Genomic DNA, 16,828 nt, shown 5'->3' on the forward strand with positions numbered 1-16,828 from the left:
CGAGACCGACGAGGCGACCATCGAGGCCCACGTCCAGTTCCTGCTCCTGGGCCTCGGCGGCGGCGCCGTCATCGGCGCCCTCGCACTCGGGCTCGTTCTCACGTACCGGGCGTCGGGGGTCATCAACTTCGCGCACGCGGCGATCGGCATGTACATCGCGTTCGCCTACTACGAGCTCCGCGGTACGGGTGACCTCGTCCTCCCCGTACTCGGCCTTCCAGACCGGCTCCACGTCATGGACGATCCACCCACGTGGGTTGCGTTCGCGGTGGCCATCCTCCTGGCGGCCGCCATCGGCGTGCTCCTGTACGCCGTCGTCTTCCGGCCCCTGCGCCACGCGCCGCTTCTCGGCCGTGTGGTTGCATCCCTCGGAATCTTTCTCTACGCCCAGTCGCTGGTTAGCCTCCGCTTCCCCACGATCGGCGCCGCCGTCAGCACGATCGAGCCCCTGTTCCCGACCGAGCCCGTCACCGTCCTCGGGGCGGTGATCCCCCGCGACCGGATCTGGCTGGCGGCCGTCGTGCTCCTGGCCTCGGCCGCTCTCGCGGCCGCCTACAAGTGGACACGGTTCGGGATCGCCACACGCGCCGCGTCCGAGAGCGAGAAGGGCGCGCTCCTCATCGGCCTGTCGCCCGACCGTGTCGCCGTCGTGAACTGGGACTCGCCACGGTGTCGGCAGGAGTGGCGATGATCCTCATCGCACCGATCGCCCGGCTCGATCCCGTCACGAGCAGTCTTCTGGTGGTCCCGGCCCTGGCCGCCGCTCTCCTCGGCGGGTTCCGCTCGTTCCTGATCGCTGCCACCGCAGGGCTCGCCATCGGGATGCTCGAGTCGGAGCTCCTCAAGCTCCAGGCCGACCACGGGTGGCTCCCCGACGGAATCCAGCAGGGCGTGCCCTTTCTCCTGGTCATCCTCGTCATGGCCCTGCGGGGCCGGAGCCTGCCCACCCGTGGCGACCTGATCCAGCGTCTCCTGCCGCGGTCACCGACCCCCCACCACGCAGGTGTCACCACGCTCGTCCTCGCGGCGGGGGCGGTCGCGGGACTCCTGACGCTCGGGAGCGTGTGGCGACAGGGGATCATCACCACGACCATCGCCACACTCCTGTGCCTGTCGATCGTCGTCCTCACGGGCTACGTGGGTCAGATCTCGCTCGCGCCGATGGCCTTCGCCGGCTTCGGAGGGTTCGCCGTCATCAAGTTCACAGAGGCCTACGGAATCCCGTTTCCCCTCGCCCCCGTACTCGCCGCCGCCGCGGCCGTTGCACTGGGTCTGCTCACAGGCCTGCCGGCTGTGCGCGTCCGCGGCATGAGCCTCGCTCTGGTCACGCTGGCGGCGGCGCTCGCCGTGGAGGAGATCGTCTTCCGGTGGGGTTGGCTCACCGGCGGCCTCGGTGGAACGGATGTGCCCCCACCGGAGATCTTCGGGATGGACCTGGGAATCGCAGCGCGTGGCACCGGCTTCCCGAGACCCGCTTTCGGGATCCTGTGTGTCATCGTCACAGCTCTCGCGGGTCTTCTCGTGGCCAACTACCGGAGGTCCTTGACCGGGCTCCGTTTCCTCGCTGTTCGCGCCAACGAGCGCGCGGCGGCCGCGGCGGGGATCGACGTGGCGCGTACGAAGCTCACGGCCTTCGCCATCTCGTCCTTCCTGGCGGGCCTCGCCGGCTGTCTCCTCGCCTACCAGCGCCAGACGATCTCGGGCGACAGCTTCCTCGTGTTCCTGTCACTCTCCTTCCTCGCCCTCACCTACCTCGGGGGAATCGCGGGTGTCAGCGGCGCCGTGATCGCCGGGCTGCTCGCACAGGGCGGGCTCGTCACCGTCGCGCTCGACCAGACCGGTGGTGACGCCGCGGAGTACCAGTTCGCGATCAGTGGAGTGGTGCTCGTGGTCGTCGCCGTGGCCTACCCCGACGGCATCGCCGGGGCTGTTCGGTCGGCCTGGGAGCGCCTCACACGGATCGTGCGTCCCGGCGGATCCACCGGCCGGGCGCAGACCGCCGGAAGGGCCGGTACCGTCGCTTCATGACGGCGACGGAATGCTCCACGGTATGTGGATCGATAGCGGGCAGATGGTGAACCGGCGCCCCGAGCGCGGCACACGGTTCGGCGTGATGGACCGTGGCGGGGAACCGACGATGTGCGCTGGTTCCGCACGGATGCCGGACCTCACCTGACCTGCGGCAGGCCTTCGTTCAGCGTCCTGTGAAATCGGGAGGACGCTTCTCGGCGAACGCCTCCATGCCGACGCGTACGTCGTTGCTCGAAAAGGCGCGCTCCTCGTCGGCATCGATGGCGGCGATGGCGTCGTCGTCGACACCGGGAACGAGACCTCCGCGCTCGGCGATGAGCTCGAGGGCCCGCTTGTGGCCCGCCACGGTGAGGGGTGCGAGCTGCGCGATCTCGTCGGCCATCTCCAGGGCCGTGTCGAGCGGGTTGTCGCTCCGTCGGCTCACGAGTCCCATCCGGTCCGCCTCGTCGACACCGACCGTCCGGCTCGTGATGAGCAGGTCCCGGGCATTCCCGGGACCCACGAGATCGGCGAGCCGCTGGATGTTGGTCCAGTGCAGATGGATGCCGAGCCGTCCCGCGGGGATCCCGAAGGTGGCGTCACGACCCGCCACGCGCAGATCACATGCGACCGCGAGCTGCGTCCCGGCACCGATCGCGGGACCATGAACCGCTGCGATGACCGGTGCCGGAAGCGCGCCCATGGCGTCGAGCAGCTCCTCGAAGGCGGGCCGAAACGTGTCGCGGCGCTGCTCGCGCCACTCGCCGCCGGGCTCGTGGGAGTCGTCGGTGGAGGGCGCGAACCTCGTGCCCAGATCGGCGCCGGCGCAGAATGCCGAGCCCGCGCCGGTGAGCACGACAGCGCGCACGTCGTCGGCGTCCTCGAGGTGTGCGCGCAGCTGATCGCAACCCTGTGCGTGGAGGGCGTTGCGCCGGTCGGGGCGGTCGAGCGTCGCGACCACGACGTGCCCTCGGGCCTCCCAGCGGATCACGGCGTCTCAGGACTCGTCGATGAGGGCGATCAGGTCTCCGTCGCAGACCTGCTGGTGGAGATCGACGTGGATCTCCCGGACGACGCCGGGCTCGCGAGTGGTCACCGGCACGTCGGTTCCCGCCGACTCGAGGACGGCAACGACCTCACCTTCGGCGATCATCGTTCCGAGCTCCGCAGGGAGGTCACGGACATTTCCGCCCACAGGGCTTCTGATCTCCTGCACGGCGCGGGAGCGTAGTGCAGCGCACTCCGGACGTCGTGTCTCAGGCGTCGCGCGACCGGCGACGGCCACCACGGGTCGTCGAACCCTCCGGGCGGTCCTCGAGACGGCCGTCGTCCCCGAGGACCTGCTCGAGCGCACCGAGCGCGCTGGTGCCGAACATGTATGCAGGACCCGAGTACATCCGCTCCAGCGCCAGGGCTGCGCGTCCGTCGTCACCCCGGGTCAGCTCCTCGTAGGTGACGGCGACCCGGAGAGCGGCGGCGCCGGGCGGGTCGGGATAGCGACGCGCATCGGAGGGTTCCGGTCGCGGGCGCCGGTGGGGACGGGCCGCGGCCCACACGACGGCTCCGACACGGTCGAGACGGTCGTCGGCGGCCAGGATGTGTGCCGTGGCGTCCGCCTCGTCTGTTCGCGCTGCCGCTCGACGGTGCGCACGCCAACGGTCGGTGTGCCGTTCCACGTCGGTGGCGACGTCGGCGTCGAGGCACACGCTGCCCAGTCGGTGGAGACGGGCGGCAGCCTCCAGATCCTCGAGGGCCGCGAGATCGAGGTCCAGGCTCTCGCCCACCGCGCGCGACAGTTCGGTGACACGGTCCGTACTCCCTGGAGCGACGTGGCCGCCCAGCTCCGGAGCCGCGGCCAGGGCGTCGATGGTCTCGGTGTAGTTCCGGCGTGCACGGCGAACGAGGTGGTCGGCCGCCAGCGCAGCGACGAGCGGGACGGCCAGGAGCAGGGCGCTCCACCGGCCCGGACCGGGCCGGCCGTCCACCCCCGTCGAGACGAGAGCCATCAAGACGCCGCTCGTGGCAACGGCCAGGGCGGCTGCGCGCCCGGCGGGCCGGCGTGATCGGTGCCCGATGCGGTGGGAGCCGATCGGAGCCCCCCGGGTCGCGTCGGGCAGCTCCGGGAGCCACGCGCCGCCACGGAACCGGAACACGAGCTCGTCGGCGACCATCTGGATCAACGCTGCCGCGCCCAGCGACGCGAGGACCCAGGGTGCGGTGCCGGCGGGGGCGAGAGCGAGGACCGCGTGGTAGGCGCCCAGTGCCGTACACGCCGTGGCCAGCCGGAATGCGACGCGTCGGCGCTCGGTCAACGGGGCACCGCTCCCGCGCAGCCACGCTGCCACCGGGAACGCGACCGCGCACACCGCGAGGAACTCAGGCACGGCCAGGTTCCTCATCGTCACCAGAACGACCGCGTGCGATGCCGGGACGCGGGGCGCGCCCAGCGGGTGGAGAACGAGCAGGTCCCCGACGACGACCCCGAGCGTGAGGAGCACGATGTCGGGAGCCGAGCCACCGAGCACGAACGAGACACCGAGCGCGCACACCCCGGCACAGATCACGACGACGACCCGTGACGACCGGCTCACGCGCCCGCCTCGGCCAGGTCGCCGAGCCCGGCCGACCCCGTTCCCATCACGGGCGGTGACACCGGGAACCTCTCGACAGCGGGAGGGGCGCCCGCGGCGCGCAGTATCGCGTCGGAGACCGTGTCCTCTCTCCCGAGGGAGACGTCACGCGCTCGCCACTGGAGTGCGCGCTCGAGTGCCTCGACACAGAGCGGGTGGAACTGACTCCCGGCGCAGCGACGCAGCTCGTCGAGCGCCACGTCCCTGCCCAGCGCGCGTCGGTAGGGGCGCGTCGAGGTCATGGCGTCGAATGCGTCGGCCACGTGAACGATGTGGGGCTCGAGGAGAGCCGCCCGCTTCCCGCGTCGAGGTCCCGTCCTGCGGATGTCAACCGAGTCGGCGCGCCGGTCCCTGTCGGGCGGAGTCCCGGGTGCGGCGCCAATCGGGTCGGCGCCGTCATAGCGCGAATGGGTACTCGAGGCACTGGGGGCGACGTCGCGCAGGAAGCTGATTCGCTCCAGGATCTCCACCGACACCTCCTCGTGCCGGTGAACGAGGTGGAACTCCTCCGATGTCAGCCGACCCGGCTTGTTCAGCAACTCGCTGGGCACGGCGAGCTTGCCGACATCGTGCATGAGGGCCGCGCATCGGAGACGGTCCAGCCGTGCGGGCGACAGGCCGAGCTCCTCGCCGATGAGCCGGGCGTACACGGCGACCCGCCGCACGTGCCGGGCGGTCGCTCCGTCCTTTGCCTCGAGGGCGCGCAGCAGCGTCTCGAGAGTCGCCTCGTGCGCGCGGCGGAGCTCCTCGTACGCGTGGAACGTGCGGTGGGCGACCACGACCGGGACGATGAACAGCGGCAGCGTCGCGGCGCCGTACTCCACCCACACGGAGCCCATGACCAGGCCGAGCACCGTGAACGGCACGACCTGCCACGACCCCGGGCGGAAGCGGCGGAGGCACCACCGGACCGACCGACCGCCCGCCAGCGTCATGGCGACAGCGACGAGGAGATCGTTGAGGACGAGGTCGACGAGCGCGACGGGCACAGCCAGGACGAGAAGCGCGAGGCCCGTGACACCCGTGACGGCCGCGAGCGCGGCGTACGTGACGGAGACGACGAGCGTGGCGAAGCCGTAGCTACCGGCGTTGAAGGCGATGCGCGGGACGTCGTGACGCCGCAGGGCCGGAAGGTAGAGGGCGCCGCACATCGAGACGATCATCGCCCCCGCCGGCGCACCCTGCGCGTGGAACACGACGACCGCCGCCATGACCGGCACACTGCTGGCTGACATCGTCGTGCCGTCGGGGAACGCGACGGAGCGGTTCTCCGTGAAGGCGACGAGGCCCCCGAAGACCACGAGCGGCCCCACGGCCGGGGCTCCGCCGGTCACGCAGAGCACCGCGGCAACAGCGAACGCACCGACCCCGAGCACGACGCCGAAGATCCCGAAGCGCCGCGACGTCCGTCGGCGGGCACCCGCCGGCGCCCCGCCGGAACACGCGGAGCGGGCGGGTGACGACTCCCTGCTCGAAGACGGTCTCGTGCTCGACATGGCTGCTCGTCGGTGCACCGACGCGTCGCCACCGGCGGGCGGGGTTCGGGCGGGACCCCGTCGTCAGCCGTTCCGCTCCGCTCTAGTACCAGAAGCCACGGCGGGTTCCACCCACGAGGAGCAGTCCTGCCGCGGCCGTCGCAAGGACGGTCAGTCGGACAGACAGGGTTTGCACCATCGCACACCCTCCTTCGTGCGAATCGACGGCCCGCGACCCGTGCCCGGGCCGCGGCGGCAATCCGCTCCGCTGAGGTGGCTGATCGTGCGGGATCCCGCCGGGACCCGGTCCGGTCCGGCGGCTGCGTCGTGCTCTCGGCTCTCCTCGGTCGGGTCGATCGGTCCCGGGTCGTCACACCCGGTGTTCAGCCTGGGGAATCCGCCCGCCTGGCCCCGTCCACCCGGACCGTCAGGAAGGGGCGGAGCCGGGGTCACCGCCCCGCCCCGTGCCCCTTCGTGACTCACAGGAGTCTCGTTGATTAACACGAACAACACAAGCACCAATTTCTCCGAGTTTGGTACCCCCCGGGCCTCACCACGCATAGTGTTCACCGCAGGGGAGGACGCACCCGTGAACGATCCCGATCTGCAAGGGCTGGAGCGCGAGCTCACGCGTCTGCCCGATGTCTCGATCGCGCGGGTTGTGGCGGATCCGTCGGGCGGTGTGGCCGAGATCCACATCGTCGCACTCCCCGGGAAGCCACCGAAGCAGATCGTGCGCGATGTGGAGTCGGTGGCGGTGGCATCCTTCGGGCTCCGTCTCGACCGGCGCGCCGTCTCGGTCGTGCAGCCGGCGCCCGGGGAGGCCCCGACGGCCCACACCCCCGGCAGCGGGACGGCCTCGCCGGGGAGATCCCGCCCTGTCGCGACGCCTGCCGCATCTTCCGCGCCGGAGGGGACGTACCGCCCGGTCCTGACGGGAGTGGACGAGCTCAGCACGGGTGGCCACACGCACGTGACCGTCACACTCGACGACCGGGGCCGGGAACTCCGCGGGACAGCGGAGGGCTCCATCGCCTCGGTCGCCCACGGGCGCATCGTGGCCGAAGCCGTCCTCGACGCCCTCGGCGGCGCGACGCCCGCCGTCGCCGCGCTCGCGGTCGACACGGCCCACGTGATCCCGGTCGGTCGCTCCCACGTGGCCATCGTGACCCTCGCCCATGTCGACCCTCCGGCCGAGCACCAGCTGTCGGGCACAGCGGTGGTGCGGGCCGGCCGCCACGCCGATGCCCTGGCGCGCGCCGTGCTCGACGCCACCAACCGCCGCCTCGGCATCCCCGCCTGACACCAGGCTCGGTACGCTCCGTCCGTGGCGAGGCGGGCGGTGATCGTGTCGTACCGGCTCGGCGGTACCGACGGCGTGTCGGTCGAGGCCACCAAGTGGTCGTGGGCCCTCACGGAGCTCGGGTTCACGGTGCGCCGCGTGGCCGGCGAGATCCTCGACGACGGCAAACACTCCGATGTCGTTCTACCGGGCCTCGCCATCGACGCCACCGTCGGGCCCGACCCGGTCGAGGTCGGCGACGCTCTCGGAGACGACGACCTGGTGGTGGTCGAGAACCTCTGCTCCCTCCCGCTGCACGAGGCCGCCTCCCGTGTCGTGGGTGACGTGCTGCAACGTCGCGGAGGGCGCGTCCTCCTGCACCACCACGACCTCCCGTGGGAGCGACGGCGCTTCGAGCACGTGCGCGGCATCCCGCCCGACATCGACGGAGCGCTCCACGTCACGATCAACGAACGCGCCTGGTCGAGGCTGACCGTGCACGGGATCCGAGCCGTCAGGATTCCCAACCTGTTCGACCCACGTGAGCCGGGAGGCGACCGCGAGGGTACGCGGTCGCTCGCGGGAATCGAGCCCGACGATGTACTCCTCCTCCAGCCCACGCGCGCCATCGAGCGCAAGAACCTCCCGGCCGGTCTCCGGTTCGGCGCTGTCCTCGACACGCTCACCGACCGCACGGTGCGCTACTGGATCACAGGGCCGCCCGAGGAGGGCTACGGCAAGACATGGGCGGCCCTGCTCAACGCCTCGCCGCTGGAATGCTTGACGGGACGGGCGAGATCCGTCGCCGACGCCTATGCAGCGGCGGACGCCGTCGTCTTCCCCTCCACCGTCGAGGGCTTCGGGAACCCGATCGTCGAAGCCGCTCTGGCCCGCCGTCCCCTGGTCGTCGGATCGGTCGGCCTGCACCGGGAGCACTACGACGCGGGCCTGCAGATGTTCACAGTGGGGAATCCCGAGGGCGTCGCGGCATGGCTCGCCGACCCCGAACCTTTCTTCCTGGAGCGGAACCGCGAGGCGGCGATCGCCGCCTACAGCCTCACCACGCTCCCCGATCGGATCACCGACGCCTTCCGCGGGGCAGGATGGACGGAGTGGTGAGAGCAGCAGCAGGGCGAGGCAGAAGCGGTGAGAACGGAATGGTGAACGACGGCGATCGCGCCACACCGGAGAGCGACCCGATCCTCGCCCGTCGGGCACAGCTCGCCCGGTGGGTGTCGATCGGCCAACGCGTCGGCTACCTGGCGCTCGTGGTGTCGATCGTGGTGTTCGTGATCGCCTTCGCTCTGGACTTTCCGGGATGGGCCGTCACGACGGTCATCGTGTCGCTGCTCACGGCCATCGTCGTGCTGCCGGTGCCTATCGTGATGGGCTACGGGCTCAAGGCGGCGGAACGGGCCGACAGGGGCCTGCCCGACGGCCACTGACGGGCGGCCGCGGAGCCTGCCCGGCTACCGAACGACTCTGCCCTCCCGGTAGATTGCAGCCGGAGTCTCCACGGCGCACACCACGACACCCCACCCACGACACGAGGAGCCGCACCATGCCGAAGGCCGCTGTCTGCGATGAGATCGGGAGCCCCATCACGGTCCAGGACGTGGACCTGGACGATCCCCGGGCCGGGGAGCTGCGTATACGTACGGCCGCCGCCGGTGTCTGCCACTCCGACCTCTCGGTCCAGAACGGCACGCTGCTCCAGCCCATCCCCGCCGTGCTCGGCCACGAGGGCGCCGGAGTCGTCGAGCAGATCGGTGAGGGCGTCACGGGTTTCGACGTGGGCGACCACGTCGTCGTGTCGTGGGTTCCCCAGTGCGGACAGTGCTTCTACTGCGCCCACGGCCAGCCCGAGTTGTGCGAGGTCGGGCTCACCGCGCTCGTGACCGGCGGCCAGCTCGACGGGACACCCCGGTTCAGCCGTGATGGCGAGCCGCTGCTCCAGATGGCTTCAGCGGGTCTCTTCTCCGAGGAGACGGTCATCCCCGCCATCGGTGCCGTGAAGATCAACAAGGAGCTGCCGCTGGCGTCGGCTGCGCTCATCGGCTGTGGAGTGCTCACGGGCTTCGGTGCCGCCGTCAACACTGCCGACATCAAGCCCGGCGACTCCGTGGCCGTTCTCGGCTGCGGTGGCGTCGGCCTCAACACGATCCAGGGCGCGGTCCACGCCGGCGCCGACCGCGTCATCGGGATCGACATGCTCGACACCAAGCTCGCGATGGCCGAGGAGTTCGGTGCCACCCACATCATCAACCCCCGCCACGGTGACGCCACCGAGCAGGTGATGGAGCTCACCGACGGTCGTGGCGCTGACGTGGCCTTCGAGGTCATCGGGCTCCCCGCCACCATCGAGCAGACGGTCGCGATGACCCGGCGCGGTGGGCAGGCGGTCCTCGTCGGTGTCCCCAACATGGAGTCCACGGTCGAGTTCAACGCCGCGATGGAGTTCCTCGTGGCCGAGAAGCAGCTCCGTGGCTGCTGGTACGGATCCTCCACGACGCATCGCGACGTCCCGATGCTCGCCGACCTCTACAAGGACGGGAAACTCAAGCTCGACGAGCTGATCTCCGCCGAGATCGACCTCGACGGCGTCAACGAGGCATTCACGGCGATGGAGAACGGCGAGGTCGCCCGCTCGGTCATCATCTTCGACTGAGCCGCCGGCACGACGGGCAGCGACGATCCACCGGCCGTCCGCGGGAGGAGGCAACGCTATGCGCTACCGCAGGCTCGGAGACACAGACCTCGAGGTGTCGGAGGTCGGCTTCGGAACCTGGACGATGGCAAGCGACTGGTGGGGCGTCGTCGACGACAAGCAGGGTCTCCTGCACGCCGCGCTCGATGCGGGCATCAACTTCCTCGACACCGCGCCGGTCTACGGTGAGGCCGGCGTCGGCGAGACGCTCCTGGCCGACGTGCTGTCGTCCGACCGTGACGACATCGTCCTCACGACCAAGTGCGGCTACGACATCGCCGCCGAGCGGCCGGGTGGGCAACGCGAGCGCCCCCAGGACTGGCGCCCGGAGAGTGTGCGCGAGCAGCTCGAGGGCTCGCTGCGCCGCCTGGGAACCGACCGCGTCGACCTGTACCAACTCCACAACGCACGTCTCGACGCCATCGAGAGCGACGACCTCTTCGCCACGCTCGCCGACGTCCGCGCCGAGGGCAAGATCCGCGAGATCGGGGTTGCTCTCGGTCCCGCCATCGGGTGGGTCGACGACGGCCTCTATGCGCTCCGGGAACGGCCGATCGCCACGATCCAGACCGTTTTCAACGTCCTCGAACAGGAGCCCGGCCTCACCTTCGCGGCCGAACCGGCCGTGGCCGACGGCCGGTGCAGCATCATCTCGCGCGTCCCCCACGCCTCCGACACGCTGTCGGGCAGGGTCACACCCGACACGCGGTTCCCCAAGGGCGACCACCGGGCGCACCGCAACCGCGACAACATGCTCGACAACTTCGAGAAGGCCGAGACCCTGTCCTTTCTGTGGGCGCCCGAGACGGACCGCACCATCGGCCAGGCAGCTGTGGCGGGGATCCTGGCCAACCCGGCGTTCGCGACGGTGCTCCCCACGGTCACCGACGCCGACGAGATACGCGAGTACGCGTCGGCCTCCGATCGCCCGCTCTCAGCCGATGAGAAGACACGGCTCGACGAGCTCTGGTCCCGTAACTTCGACCACGAGGACCGCTTCGAGATGCCGATGAAGGTCAGCCGCTAGGCAGGTCGTCCGAGCGGACACCGCGCAGGCCGAACCACGCCATCTCGGACAGCCACGTTGCGAGCCGTTCGGGGCTGTGCTCGGCGTCGGGGTCGTTGAGCGCGCGGCGCGCTGTCGCCTCCGAGACCCCCACGAGGGCGTGTGCGAGCACGCGCCGGTGCTCGGAGGTCGCGTCGATCTCGATGAACCCGGAGATGGCCTCGGCGATCTGCTCGATCACACGCTCCACGACACGGGCGAAGTCCTCGTCGTTTCGGACGCTCGCGCCGAAGAGCAGGCGGAACGACATCCGGTTGCTCATCACGTATCCGAAGTAGGCCCCGAAGCCCGCCTCCACGCGCCGACGCCCTCCCGAGACCCCACCGGCCGCCGCAGCGATGGCCGCCAGGAGTTCCTCGCCCACCGTCTCGAGCAACTCGATGTACAGCGCGCGCTTCGACGTGAAGTGCTGGTAGAGCACCGGCTTGGTGACGCCCGCAGCCACGGCCACGTCGTCCATCGACGTGGCGTGGAAGCCCTTGGCGGCGAAGACGTCGCGGGCGACGCCGACCAGCTGGTGGCGCCGGTCGGGCGCGGCCAGTCTCATGTGCCAAGGCTAGCGGTGGCGCGCCGTACCGGCGCGTGGCGCCCGCTACTTGATGTGAACGCCCGAGATCGCCCGTGCCACGACGAGGCGCTGGATCTCCGAGGTCCCCTCGAAGAGGGTGTAGATCTTCGAGTCGCGGTGCCACTGCTCCACCGGGAACTCCCGGATGTAGCCGTAGCCGCCGAGGATCTGGATCGCCTGCTCGGTGGCCCACACGGCGACCTCACCGGCCTTGAGCTTCGACATCGAGCCCTCTCCGTTCTCGAAGGGCTTGCCGTTGGCGGCCATCCAGCACGCCCGCCACACGAGGAGCCGGGCGGCGTCGATCTCCATCTTCATGTCGGCCAACTTGAAGGCGATGGCCTGGTTCTCGATGATCGCCCGGCCGAACTGCTCCCGTTCCTTGGCGTAGTCGAGGGAGTACTCGTAGGCCGCGCGGGCGATACCGAGCGCCTGCGCCCCGACGAGGGGGCGGCTGGCCTCGAAGGTGCTCATGGCAGCCTGTGTCTTGTTGCTCTTGCCCTCCCGGGCACGGGCCAGGCGGCTCTCGAGCTTCTCCTCGCCGCCGAGGAGGTTCTCGCTCGGGACGCGGACGTCGTCGAGCAGCACCCCACCCGTGTGGGAGGCGCGGATACCCATCTTCTTTTCCTTCTTGCCCGCCTCGAGCCCGGGCGTGTCGGGGCCGATCACGAACGAGGCATGGCCGCGCGAGCCCAGCTCGGGGTCGACACTCGCCACGATGACGTGGACATCGGCGATGCCCCCGTTGGTGATGAACGTCTTCTCGCCGTTGAGGACCCAGTCGTCGCCGTCCTTCTTTGCGGTCGTGCGGAGGCTCGACACGTCGGACCCTGCTCCGGGCTCGGTGACGGCGAAGGCCGCGAGCTTGATGTCCTCGGGGGTGCCGAAGCACTGCGGGACCCACTCGTTGATCTGTTCGGGTGTCCCGTTGCCGACGATCCCGGACACGCCGAGCGTGGTGCCGAAGATCGCGAGGGCGATGCCGGCGTCGCCCCAGCACAGCTCCTCACTGACGATCGGGAAGGTGAGCCCCGTGGGGTCGCCGAAGAACTGGGCGACGGCCTCATAGGAGTAGAGGCCGATCTTGGCCGCCTCCTCGATGACGGGCCAGGGTGTCTCCTCGCTCTCGTCGTACTCGGGGGCGGCGGGCCGCACGACGTCCTCGGCGAAGTCGTGGACCCACTTCTGGATCTGGAGCTGGTCCTCGTTGAGATCGAGCGAGAACTCCGACATGGCTGCCTCCCTGCACGGCCGGTGATCGGACCGGCGCTTCGGTGCCCGGGCTCCTGGTCGCCGCCGTTCGGGTGGTCGACCGGAAACCCCGGTGCGTTGTTACTACTCGGTAACCACAGGATAGCCCCTGTGGGGGGCTGCCGCGGCACCCTGCGCTGCACTTTGCGATACGCCAGATTGTCGATCTAGTTTTCTTGTATGAGCGAGTTTCGGATCGGACAGGCAGCAGAGCTCCTGGGGGTCAGCGCCGACACGGTGCGCCGACACGCCGACGAGGGGCGGCTCCCGTCGCGGCGGACCCCCGGCGGCCACCGGGTGGTCGACGGGGCCGCGCTCGCCGAACTGGCCGTGGAGACGGCGGACTCCCCCGAACCCGGGCGCATCGTCGGCGCGTCGGCCCGGAACCGCTTCACCGGCCTCGTCACGCGTGTCGTGCGCGACGGGGTGATGGCACAGGTGGAGATCCAGGCGGGGCCCCACAGGATCGTCTCACTGATGACCCGCGAGGCGGCCGACGAGCTGGAGCTCGAGCCGGGCGCCCTCGCGGTCGCGGTCGTGAAGGCCACCACCGTGATCGTCGAGGTTCCCGGCTGATGGTCCACCGCCATCGCCGGCACACCCGAATGCGGCGCGCTGAACGTGCGACGATCGGAATCGTCATGTCGGCGGTGCTCGTGCTGTCGAGCGGCGTCGGGTGCGGCGGGTCGTCGCCCGGCGACGTCACCGTCTTCGCCGCCTCCTCCCTCACCGAGGGCTTCGAGCAGATCTCCCGCGTCTACGACCGGTCGAACGACGCCGATGTCGCTCTCGACTTCGACGGATCCGCGCGCCTCGCCACCCAGATCGCCCAGGGCGCACCGGCCGACGTGTTCGCGAGCGCAGACCGGCGCACGATGGACGACGTCGTCGAGTCCGTGGGAGCGCGTCGCGGTCCGGAGGTGTTCGCCCTCAACGAGCTCACCATCGTCGTGGAGCGCGGCAACCCCACCGGGATCACCGGGCTGGCTGATCTCGCACGCGGCGATCTCCGGGTGGCGCTGGCAGATCCAGCGGTTCCGGCGGGGGCCTACGCCGCCGACGTCCTCGACCGGGCGGGCGTCGTGGTCGACCCCGCCACCCTCGAGGGCAACGTCCGGGGTGTGGTCACGAAGGTCAGTCTCGGAGAAGCGGATGCAGGAATCGTGTACGTCACCGATGTCGCGGCGACCGATGACGCGCTCGAGACCGTCGCGATCCCTCGCGCCGACAACGTCACTGCCGAGTACCTGATCGCGGTGCTGGAGGACGCGCCCGACGGGGCCGACGAGTTCGCCGATCTCGTGCTCGGGCCCGAGGGCCGCGCCATCCTGAGAGCACAGGGGTTCGGGCTCCCGTGACCTCGGCGCCGGTGACCGCCGACCCGCCACCGCGCGCGCGCCGAGGGCCCCGCGACCGGCGTACCGGGCCCGGTCGCCCACCGGTCGGGGTGGTCCCGCTGGCCCTTCTCGCGCTGCTGTTCATCGCCCTGCCCGTGGTCGCTCTGCTCGTACGGGCACCGTGGTCGGGCCTCGTCGACGACCTCACCTCTCGCACCTCCCTGGACGCACTCCGGCTCTCCCTCGTCACGTCGGCCGCAGCCGCCGCGTCGGCCACACTGCTCGGCGTCCCGCTGGCGATCCTCCTCACGCGGGGAGCGTTCGCCGGCCGCAGGGTTCTCCAGGCACTGGTGCTCCTGCCGATGGTGCTCCCGCCCGTCGTCGTGGGGGTCGCTCTCCTGCTCGCCTTCGGCCGGAACAGCGTCGTCGGCACCCTCCTCGACGACGCGTTGGGTCTTCGGCTTCCCTTCACGACAGCCGGGGTCGTCGTGGTGCAGACGTTCGTGGCGCTGCCGTTCGTCGTGGTGACGGTGAGCGCGGCACTGCGGGGCATGGACCGCCGGGCCGAGGAGGCCGCCGCGACCCTCGGGGCCGGTCCCTGGACGGTGCTGCGACGTGTCACGCTCCCCGCCGTCGCCCCGGCGATCGCTGCGGGGTCGGCGCTGGCGTGGGCACGGGCGCTCGGCGAGTTCGGCGCCACGATCACGTTCGCCGGGAGCCTGCCCGGCGAGACGCGGACCCTGCCCCTCGCCCTCTTCAACGAACTCCAGACCTCACTCGACGGCGCCGTGTCACTGGCCGTTCTCATGCTGGCGGTGTCGGCGGCCGTCCTCATCGGGCTACGCGGGCGATGGCTGGCCCGGTGAGCCGCGGGGAACTGTCGGTCCGCGGCCGGGTGGAGTACCCGGCGTTTTCGCTCGACGTCGATCTCTCGGTCGGTGCGGGCGAGCTCGTCGCGATCGTCGGCCCGAACGGCTCCGGCAAGACAACGTTGCTGCGCGTGGTGGCGGGCCTCACCCCTCTCACCGCGGGCTCGGTCACACTCGACGGGGTGTGTGTCGACGACCCGGGACTCGGCCGGTGGAAACCCCCCGAGAAGAGGGCGGCGGGGTTCGTCTTCCAGGACCATCGCCTGTTCCCCCGCGGCGACGTCATCGCCAACGTCGCGTTCGGCCTCCGGGCGGGCGGCACCCGAGCGGGCCCGGCCCGGCGGCGCGCGCTCGAATGGCTCGAGCGCATGGGGGCCGACCACCTGGCGGCTCGCTCGACACCGACGCTCTCCGCGGGGGAGGCGCAGCGGGTGGCGCTGGCCCGTGCCCTCGCGCCCGAACCGTCGATCCTGCTCCTCGACGAGCCCTTCGCGAACCTCGACGATCCCACCCGCCGCTGGATGCACCTGATCGTCACCGGCAGCGACGGGCCCGACGGCGCCGAGGGTCCTCCGGCACGTCTCGTCGTGACACACGAGCCGACCGAGGCACTCACCCTCGCACGCCGCGTGATCGTCCTCGAGAACGGGCGGATCGTCCAGGACGACGAGCCCGACGCCATCACCGCACGACCTGCCTCCGAGTACGCCGCGGCCCTGAGGACAGACAACTCCCCGAGTCGTCGCTCGGGCGGGGCAGGATACCTGCCCCGCTGACCCTCGACTCCGACGGGTAATGTCCCGCCGCATGGGGCGCCTCGACGACGTCGACCTCACGCTTCGCCTGAAGCGTGCCGCCGAGGCCGAGAGGCTCGAGGCCGCGCAACAACGTCTTCTGCAGCTTCGCCTCACGCTGGCCGGGCTCCTCGGGTCGCAGGGCCTCGGTCCCCCGGTGTGCATCCTCGTCGAGGGCTGGGACGCCTCGGGCAAGGGTGGTGCGATCCGCCGGCTCGTGGCACGTCTCGATCCGCGCCACGTGCGCGTCGTGTCGTTCTCGGCCCCCACGGCCGACGAGCTCCGCCACAACTGGCTCCGCCGCTTCTGGCCGGCGCTGCCGGGATGGGGCGGCATGGCGGTCCTCGACCGGTCGTGGTACGGGCGCGTGCTCGTGGAGCGGGTCGAGGGTTTTGCTACCCGGGAGGAGTGGGACCGCTCCTACGGCGAGATCGTGGACTTCGAGGAGATGCTCGCCCACGACGGCACCGTGCTGCTGAAGTTCTGGCTCCACATCTCCCACGAGGAGCAGGCGCGACGCTTCGAGCGACGCCAGGCCGATCCGCTCAAGCGCTGGAAGCTCACCGAGGAGGACTGGCGGAACCGGCGAAAGCGCGCCGAGTACGAAACCGCGGTCGAGGACATGCTCGAGCGCACCGACGTGCCGACAGCGCCGTGGTTCGTCGTTCCCGCCGAGTCCAAGCGGTGGGCACGGGTCGAGGTGATCGAGACGGTTGTCACCTCCATCGAGGAGGCTCTCGGTGCGCGCGGCGTCGCGGTGCCGAGTGTGGAACCGGACTGAGGAGCCCGGCGCCGGGGCCGTCGCACCCGGCAACTACGCTCCGGCGCTGTGTCTCCCG

Annotated in this window: 18 protein-coding genes; 12 read left to right on the forward strand and 6 right to left on the reverse strand. The window is 70.8% G+C overall.

Features of this window, described 5'->3' with window-relative positions:
* Positions 1–46: 46 nt before the first annotated feature.
* Together R3A49_06880 and R3A49_06885 are read left to right on the forward strand one after the other, a co-directional pair.
* A complete protein-coding gene (locus R3A49_06880) occupies positions 47–691 on the forward strand; it encodes a branched-chain amino acid ABC transporter permease (GenBank protein MEZ5170455.1) in 645 nt (214 codons plus the stop codon).
* Positions 688–2,028, forward strand: a complete 1,341-nt coding sequence (locus R3A49_06885) for a hypothetical protein (GenBank protein ID MEZ5170456.1) — start codon at positions 688–690, stop codon at positions 2,026–2,028. The genes R3A49_06880 and R3A49_06885 overlap by 4 nt, the downstream gene beginning before the upstream one ends.
* Positions 2,029–2,194: 166 nt before the next feature.
* Here R3A49_06885 and R3A49_06890 read toward each other — a convergent pair whose 3' ends face one another.
* From R3A49_06890 to R3A49_06905, 4 genes are read right to left on the reverse strand one after another with little or no spacing between them, the layout of a single operon-like run.
* Positions 2,195–3,001, reverse strand: a complete 807-nt coding sequence (locus tag R3A49_06890; protein ID MEZ5170457.1) for an enoyl-CoA hydratase-related protein — start codon at positions 2,999–3,001, stop codon at positions 2,195–2,197.
* 6 nt (positions 3,002–3,007) lie between these two features.
* Positions 3,008–3,226 carry a biotin/lipoyl-containing protein gene (locus R3A49_06895; protein ID MEZ5170458.1) on the reverse strand — a complete coding sequence of 73 codons (219 nt, stop codon included), beginning with the start codon at positions 3,224–3,226 and terminating at the stop codon, positions 3,008–3,010.
* Positions 3,227–3,266: 40 nt separating this feature from the next.
* Positions 3,267–4,601, reverse strand: a complete 1,335-nt coding sequence (locus R3A49_06900) for a hypothetical protein (protein ID MEZ5170459.1) — start codon at positions 4,599–4,601, stop codon at positions 3,267–3,269.
* On the reverse strand, positions 4,598–6,136 hold the full coding sequence (locus R3A49_06905; protein MEZ5170460.1) for an HD domain-containing protein: 1,539 nt from the start codon (positions 6,134–6,136) through the stop codon (positions 4,598–4,600). Before R3A49_06905 ends, R3A49_06900 begins: the two co-directional genes overlap by 4 nt.
* Positions 6,137–6,704: 568 nt before the next feature.
* Between R3A49_06905 and R3A49_06910 the strand changes: the two genes are divergently transcribed.
* The 5 genes from R3A49_06910 to R3A49_06930 all read left to right on the forward strand — a co-directional run bounded on the left by R3A49_06910 (position 6,705) and on the right by R3A49_06930 (position 11,131).
* Positions 6,705–7,418, forward strand: coding sequence for a hypothetical protein (locus R3A49_06910; GenBank protein MEZ5170461.1), 714 nt, complete (start codon positions 6,705–6,707; stop codon positions 7,416–7,418).
* 24 nt (positions 7,419–7,442) lie between these two features.
* A complete protein-coding gene (locus R3A49_06915; GenBank protein MEZ5170462.1) occupies positions 7,443–8,516 on the forward strand; it encodes a glycosyltransferase in 1,074 nt (357 codons plus the stop codon).
* Between the two features lie 41 nt (positions 8,517–8,557).
* Entirely contained in the window at positions 8,558–8,842 is a 285-nt protein-coding gene (locus tag R3A49_06920) for a hypothetical protein (protein ID MEZ5170463.1), read from the forward strand.
* Between the two features lie 116 nt (positions 8,843–8,958).
* On the forward strand, positions 8,959–10,065 hold the full coding sequence (locus tag R3A49_06925) for a Zn-dependent alcohol dehydrogenase (protein MEZ5170464.1): 1,107 nt from the start codon (positions 8,959–8,961) through the stop codon (positions 10,063–10,065).
* Between the two features lie 58 nt (positions 10,066–10,123).
* Positions 10,124–11,131, forward strand: coding sequence for an aldo/keto reductase (locus tag R3A49_06930; protein ID MEZ5170465.1), 1,008 nt, complete (start codon positions 10,124–10,126; stop codon positions 11,129–11,131).
* Here the strand turns inward: R3A49_06930 and R3A49_06935 are convergent.
* Together R3A49_06935 and R3A49_06940 are read right to left on the reverse strand one after the other, a co-directional pair.
* Complete coding sequence (locus tag R3A49_06935) at positions 11,121–11,717, reverse strand: TetR/AcrR family transcriptional regulator (GenBank protein ID MEZ5170466.1); 597 nt, start codon at positions 11,715–11,717, stop codon at positions 11,121–11,123. The two genes, R3A49_06930 and R3A49_06935, sit on opposite strands and share 11 nt — an antisense overlap.
* Positions 11,718–11,762: 45 nt before the next feature.
* The gene (locus R3A49_06940) at positions 11,763–12,971 is read right to left on the reverse strand and encodes an acyl-CoA dehydrogenase family protein (protein ID MEZ5170467.1); all 1,209 of its coding nucleotides are present in this window, start codon (positions 12,969–12,971) and stop codon (positions 11,763–11,765) included.
* 198 nt (positions 12,972–13,169) lie between these two features.
* Here R3A49_06940 and R3A49_06945 point away from each other — a divergent pair, with 198 nt between their 5' ends.
* From R3A49_06945 to R3A49_06965, 5 genes are read left to right on the forward strand one after another with little or no spacing between them, the layout of a single operon-like run.
* Positions 13,170–13,565, forward strand: coding sequence for a TOBE domain-containing protein (locus R3A49_06945; protein ID MEZ5170468.1), 396 nt, complete (start codon positions 13,170–13,172; stop codon positions 13,563–13,565).
* A gap of 29 nt (positions 13,566–13,594) precedes the next feature.
* Positions 13,595–14,347 (forward strand): molybdate ABC transporter substrate-binding protein, encoded by a 753-nt coding sequence (gene modA, locus R3A49_06950; protein ID MEZ5170469.1) that lies wholly within the window; start codon positions 13,595–13,597, stop codon positions 14,345–14,347.
* Positions 14,344–15,192 (forward strand): ABC transporter permease, encoded by an 849-nt coding sequence (locus R3A49_06955; GenBank protein MEZ5170470.1) that lies wholly within the window; start codon positions 14,344–14,346, stop codon positions 15,190–15,192. Before modA ends, R3A49_06955 begins: the two co-directional genes overlap by 4 nt.
* Positions 15,189–15,971 (forward strand): ATP-binding cassette domain-containing protein, encoded by a 783-nt coding sequence (locus R3A49_06960; GenBank protein MEZ5170471.1) that lies wholly within the window; start codon positions 15,189–15,191, stop codon positions 15,969–15,971. Before R3A49_06955 ends, R3A49_06960 begins: the two co-directional genes overlap by 4 nt.
* 31 nt (positions 15,972–16,002) lie before the next feature.
* Positions 16,003–16,770, forward strand: a complete 768-nt coding sequence (locus R3A49_06965; protein MEZ5170472.1) for a UDP-galactose-lipid carrier transferase — start codon at positions 16,003–16,005, stop codon at positions 16,768–16,770.
* Positions 16,771–16,828 lie beyond the last annotated feature (58 nt).

This window comes from Acidimicrobiia bacterium (assembly GCA_041394025.1).
Classification (GTDB): domain Bacteria; phylum Actinomycetota; class Acidimicrobiia; order IMCC26256; family JAOSJL01; genus JAOSJL01.

What these genes read in the sequence shown, in the direction of transcription:
- R3A49_06905 (MEZ5170460.1), bottom strand. Translation starts at nt 6,136, where the DNA reads ATGTCGAGCACGAGACCGTCTTCGAGCAGGGAGTCGTCACCCGCCCGC.
- R3A49_06925 (MEZ5170464.1), top strand. Translation starts at nt 8,959, where the DNA reads ATGCCGAAGGCCGCTGTCTGCGATGAGATCGGGAGCCCCATCACGGTC.
- modA (MEZ5170469.1), top strand. Translation starts at nt 13,595, where the DNA reads ATGCGGCGCGCTGAACGTGCGACGATCGGAATCGTCATGTCGGCGGTG.
- R3A49_06940 (MEZ5170467.1), bottom strand. Translation starts at nt 12,971, where the DNA reads ATGTCGGAGTTCTCGCTCGATCTCAACGAGGACCAGCTCCAGATCCAG.
- R3A49_06945 (MEZ5170468.1), top strand. Translation starts at nt 13,170, where the DNA reads ATGAGCGAGTTTCGGATCGGACAGGCAGCAGAGCTCCTGGGGGTCAGC.
- R3A49_06930 (MEZ5170465.1), top strand. Translation starts at nt 10,124, where the DNA reads ATGCGCTACCGCAGGCTCGGAGACACAGACCTCGAGGTGTCGGAGGTC.
- R3A49_06885 (MEZ5170456.1), top strand. Translation starts at nt 688, where the DNA reads ATGATCCTCATCGCACCGATCGCCCGGCTCGATCCCGTCACGAGCAGT.
- R3A49_06935 (MEZ5170466.1), bottom strand. Translation starts at nt 11,717, where the DNA reads ATGAGACTGGCCGCGCCCGACCGGCGCCACCAGCTGGTCGGCGTCGCC.
- R3A49_06965 (MEZ5170472.1), top strand. Translation starts at nt 16,003, where the DNA reads ATGGGGCGCCTCGACGACGTCGACCTCACGCTTCGCCTGAAGCGTGCC.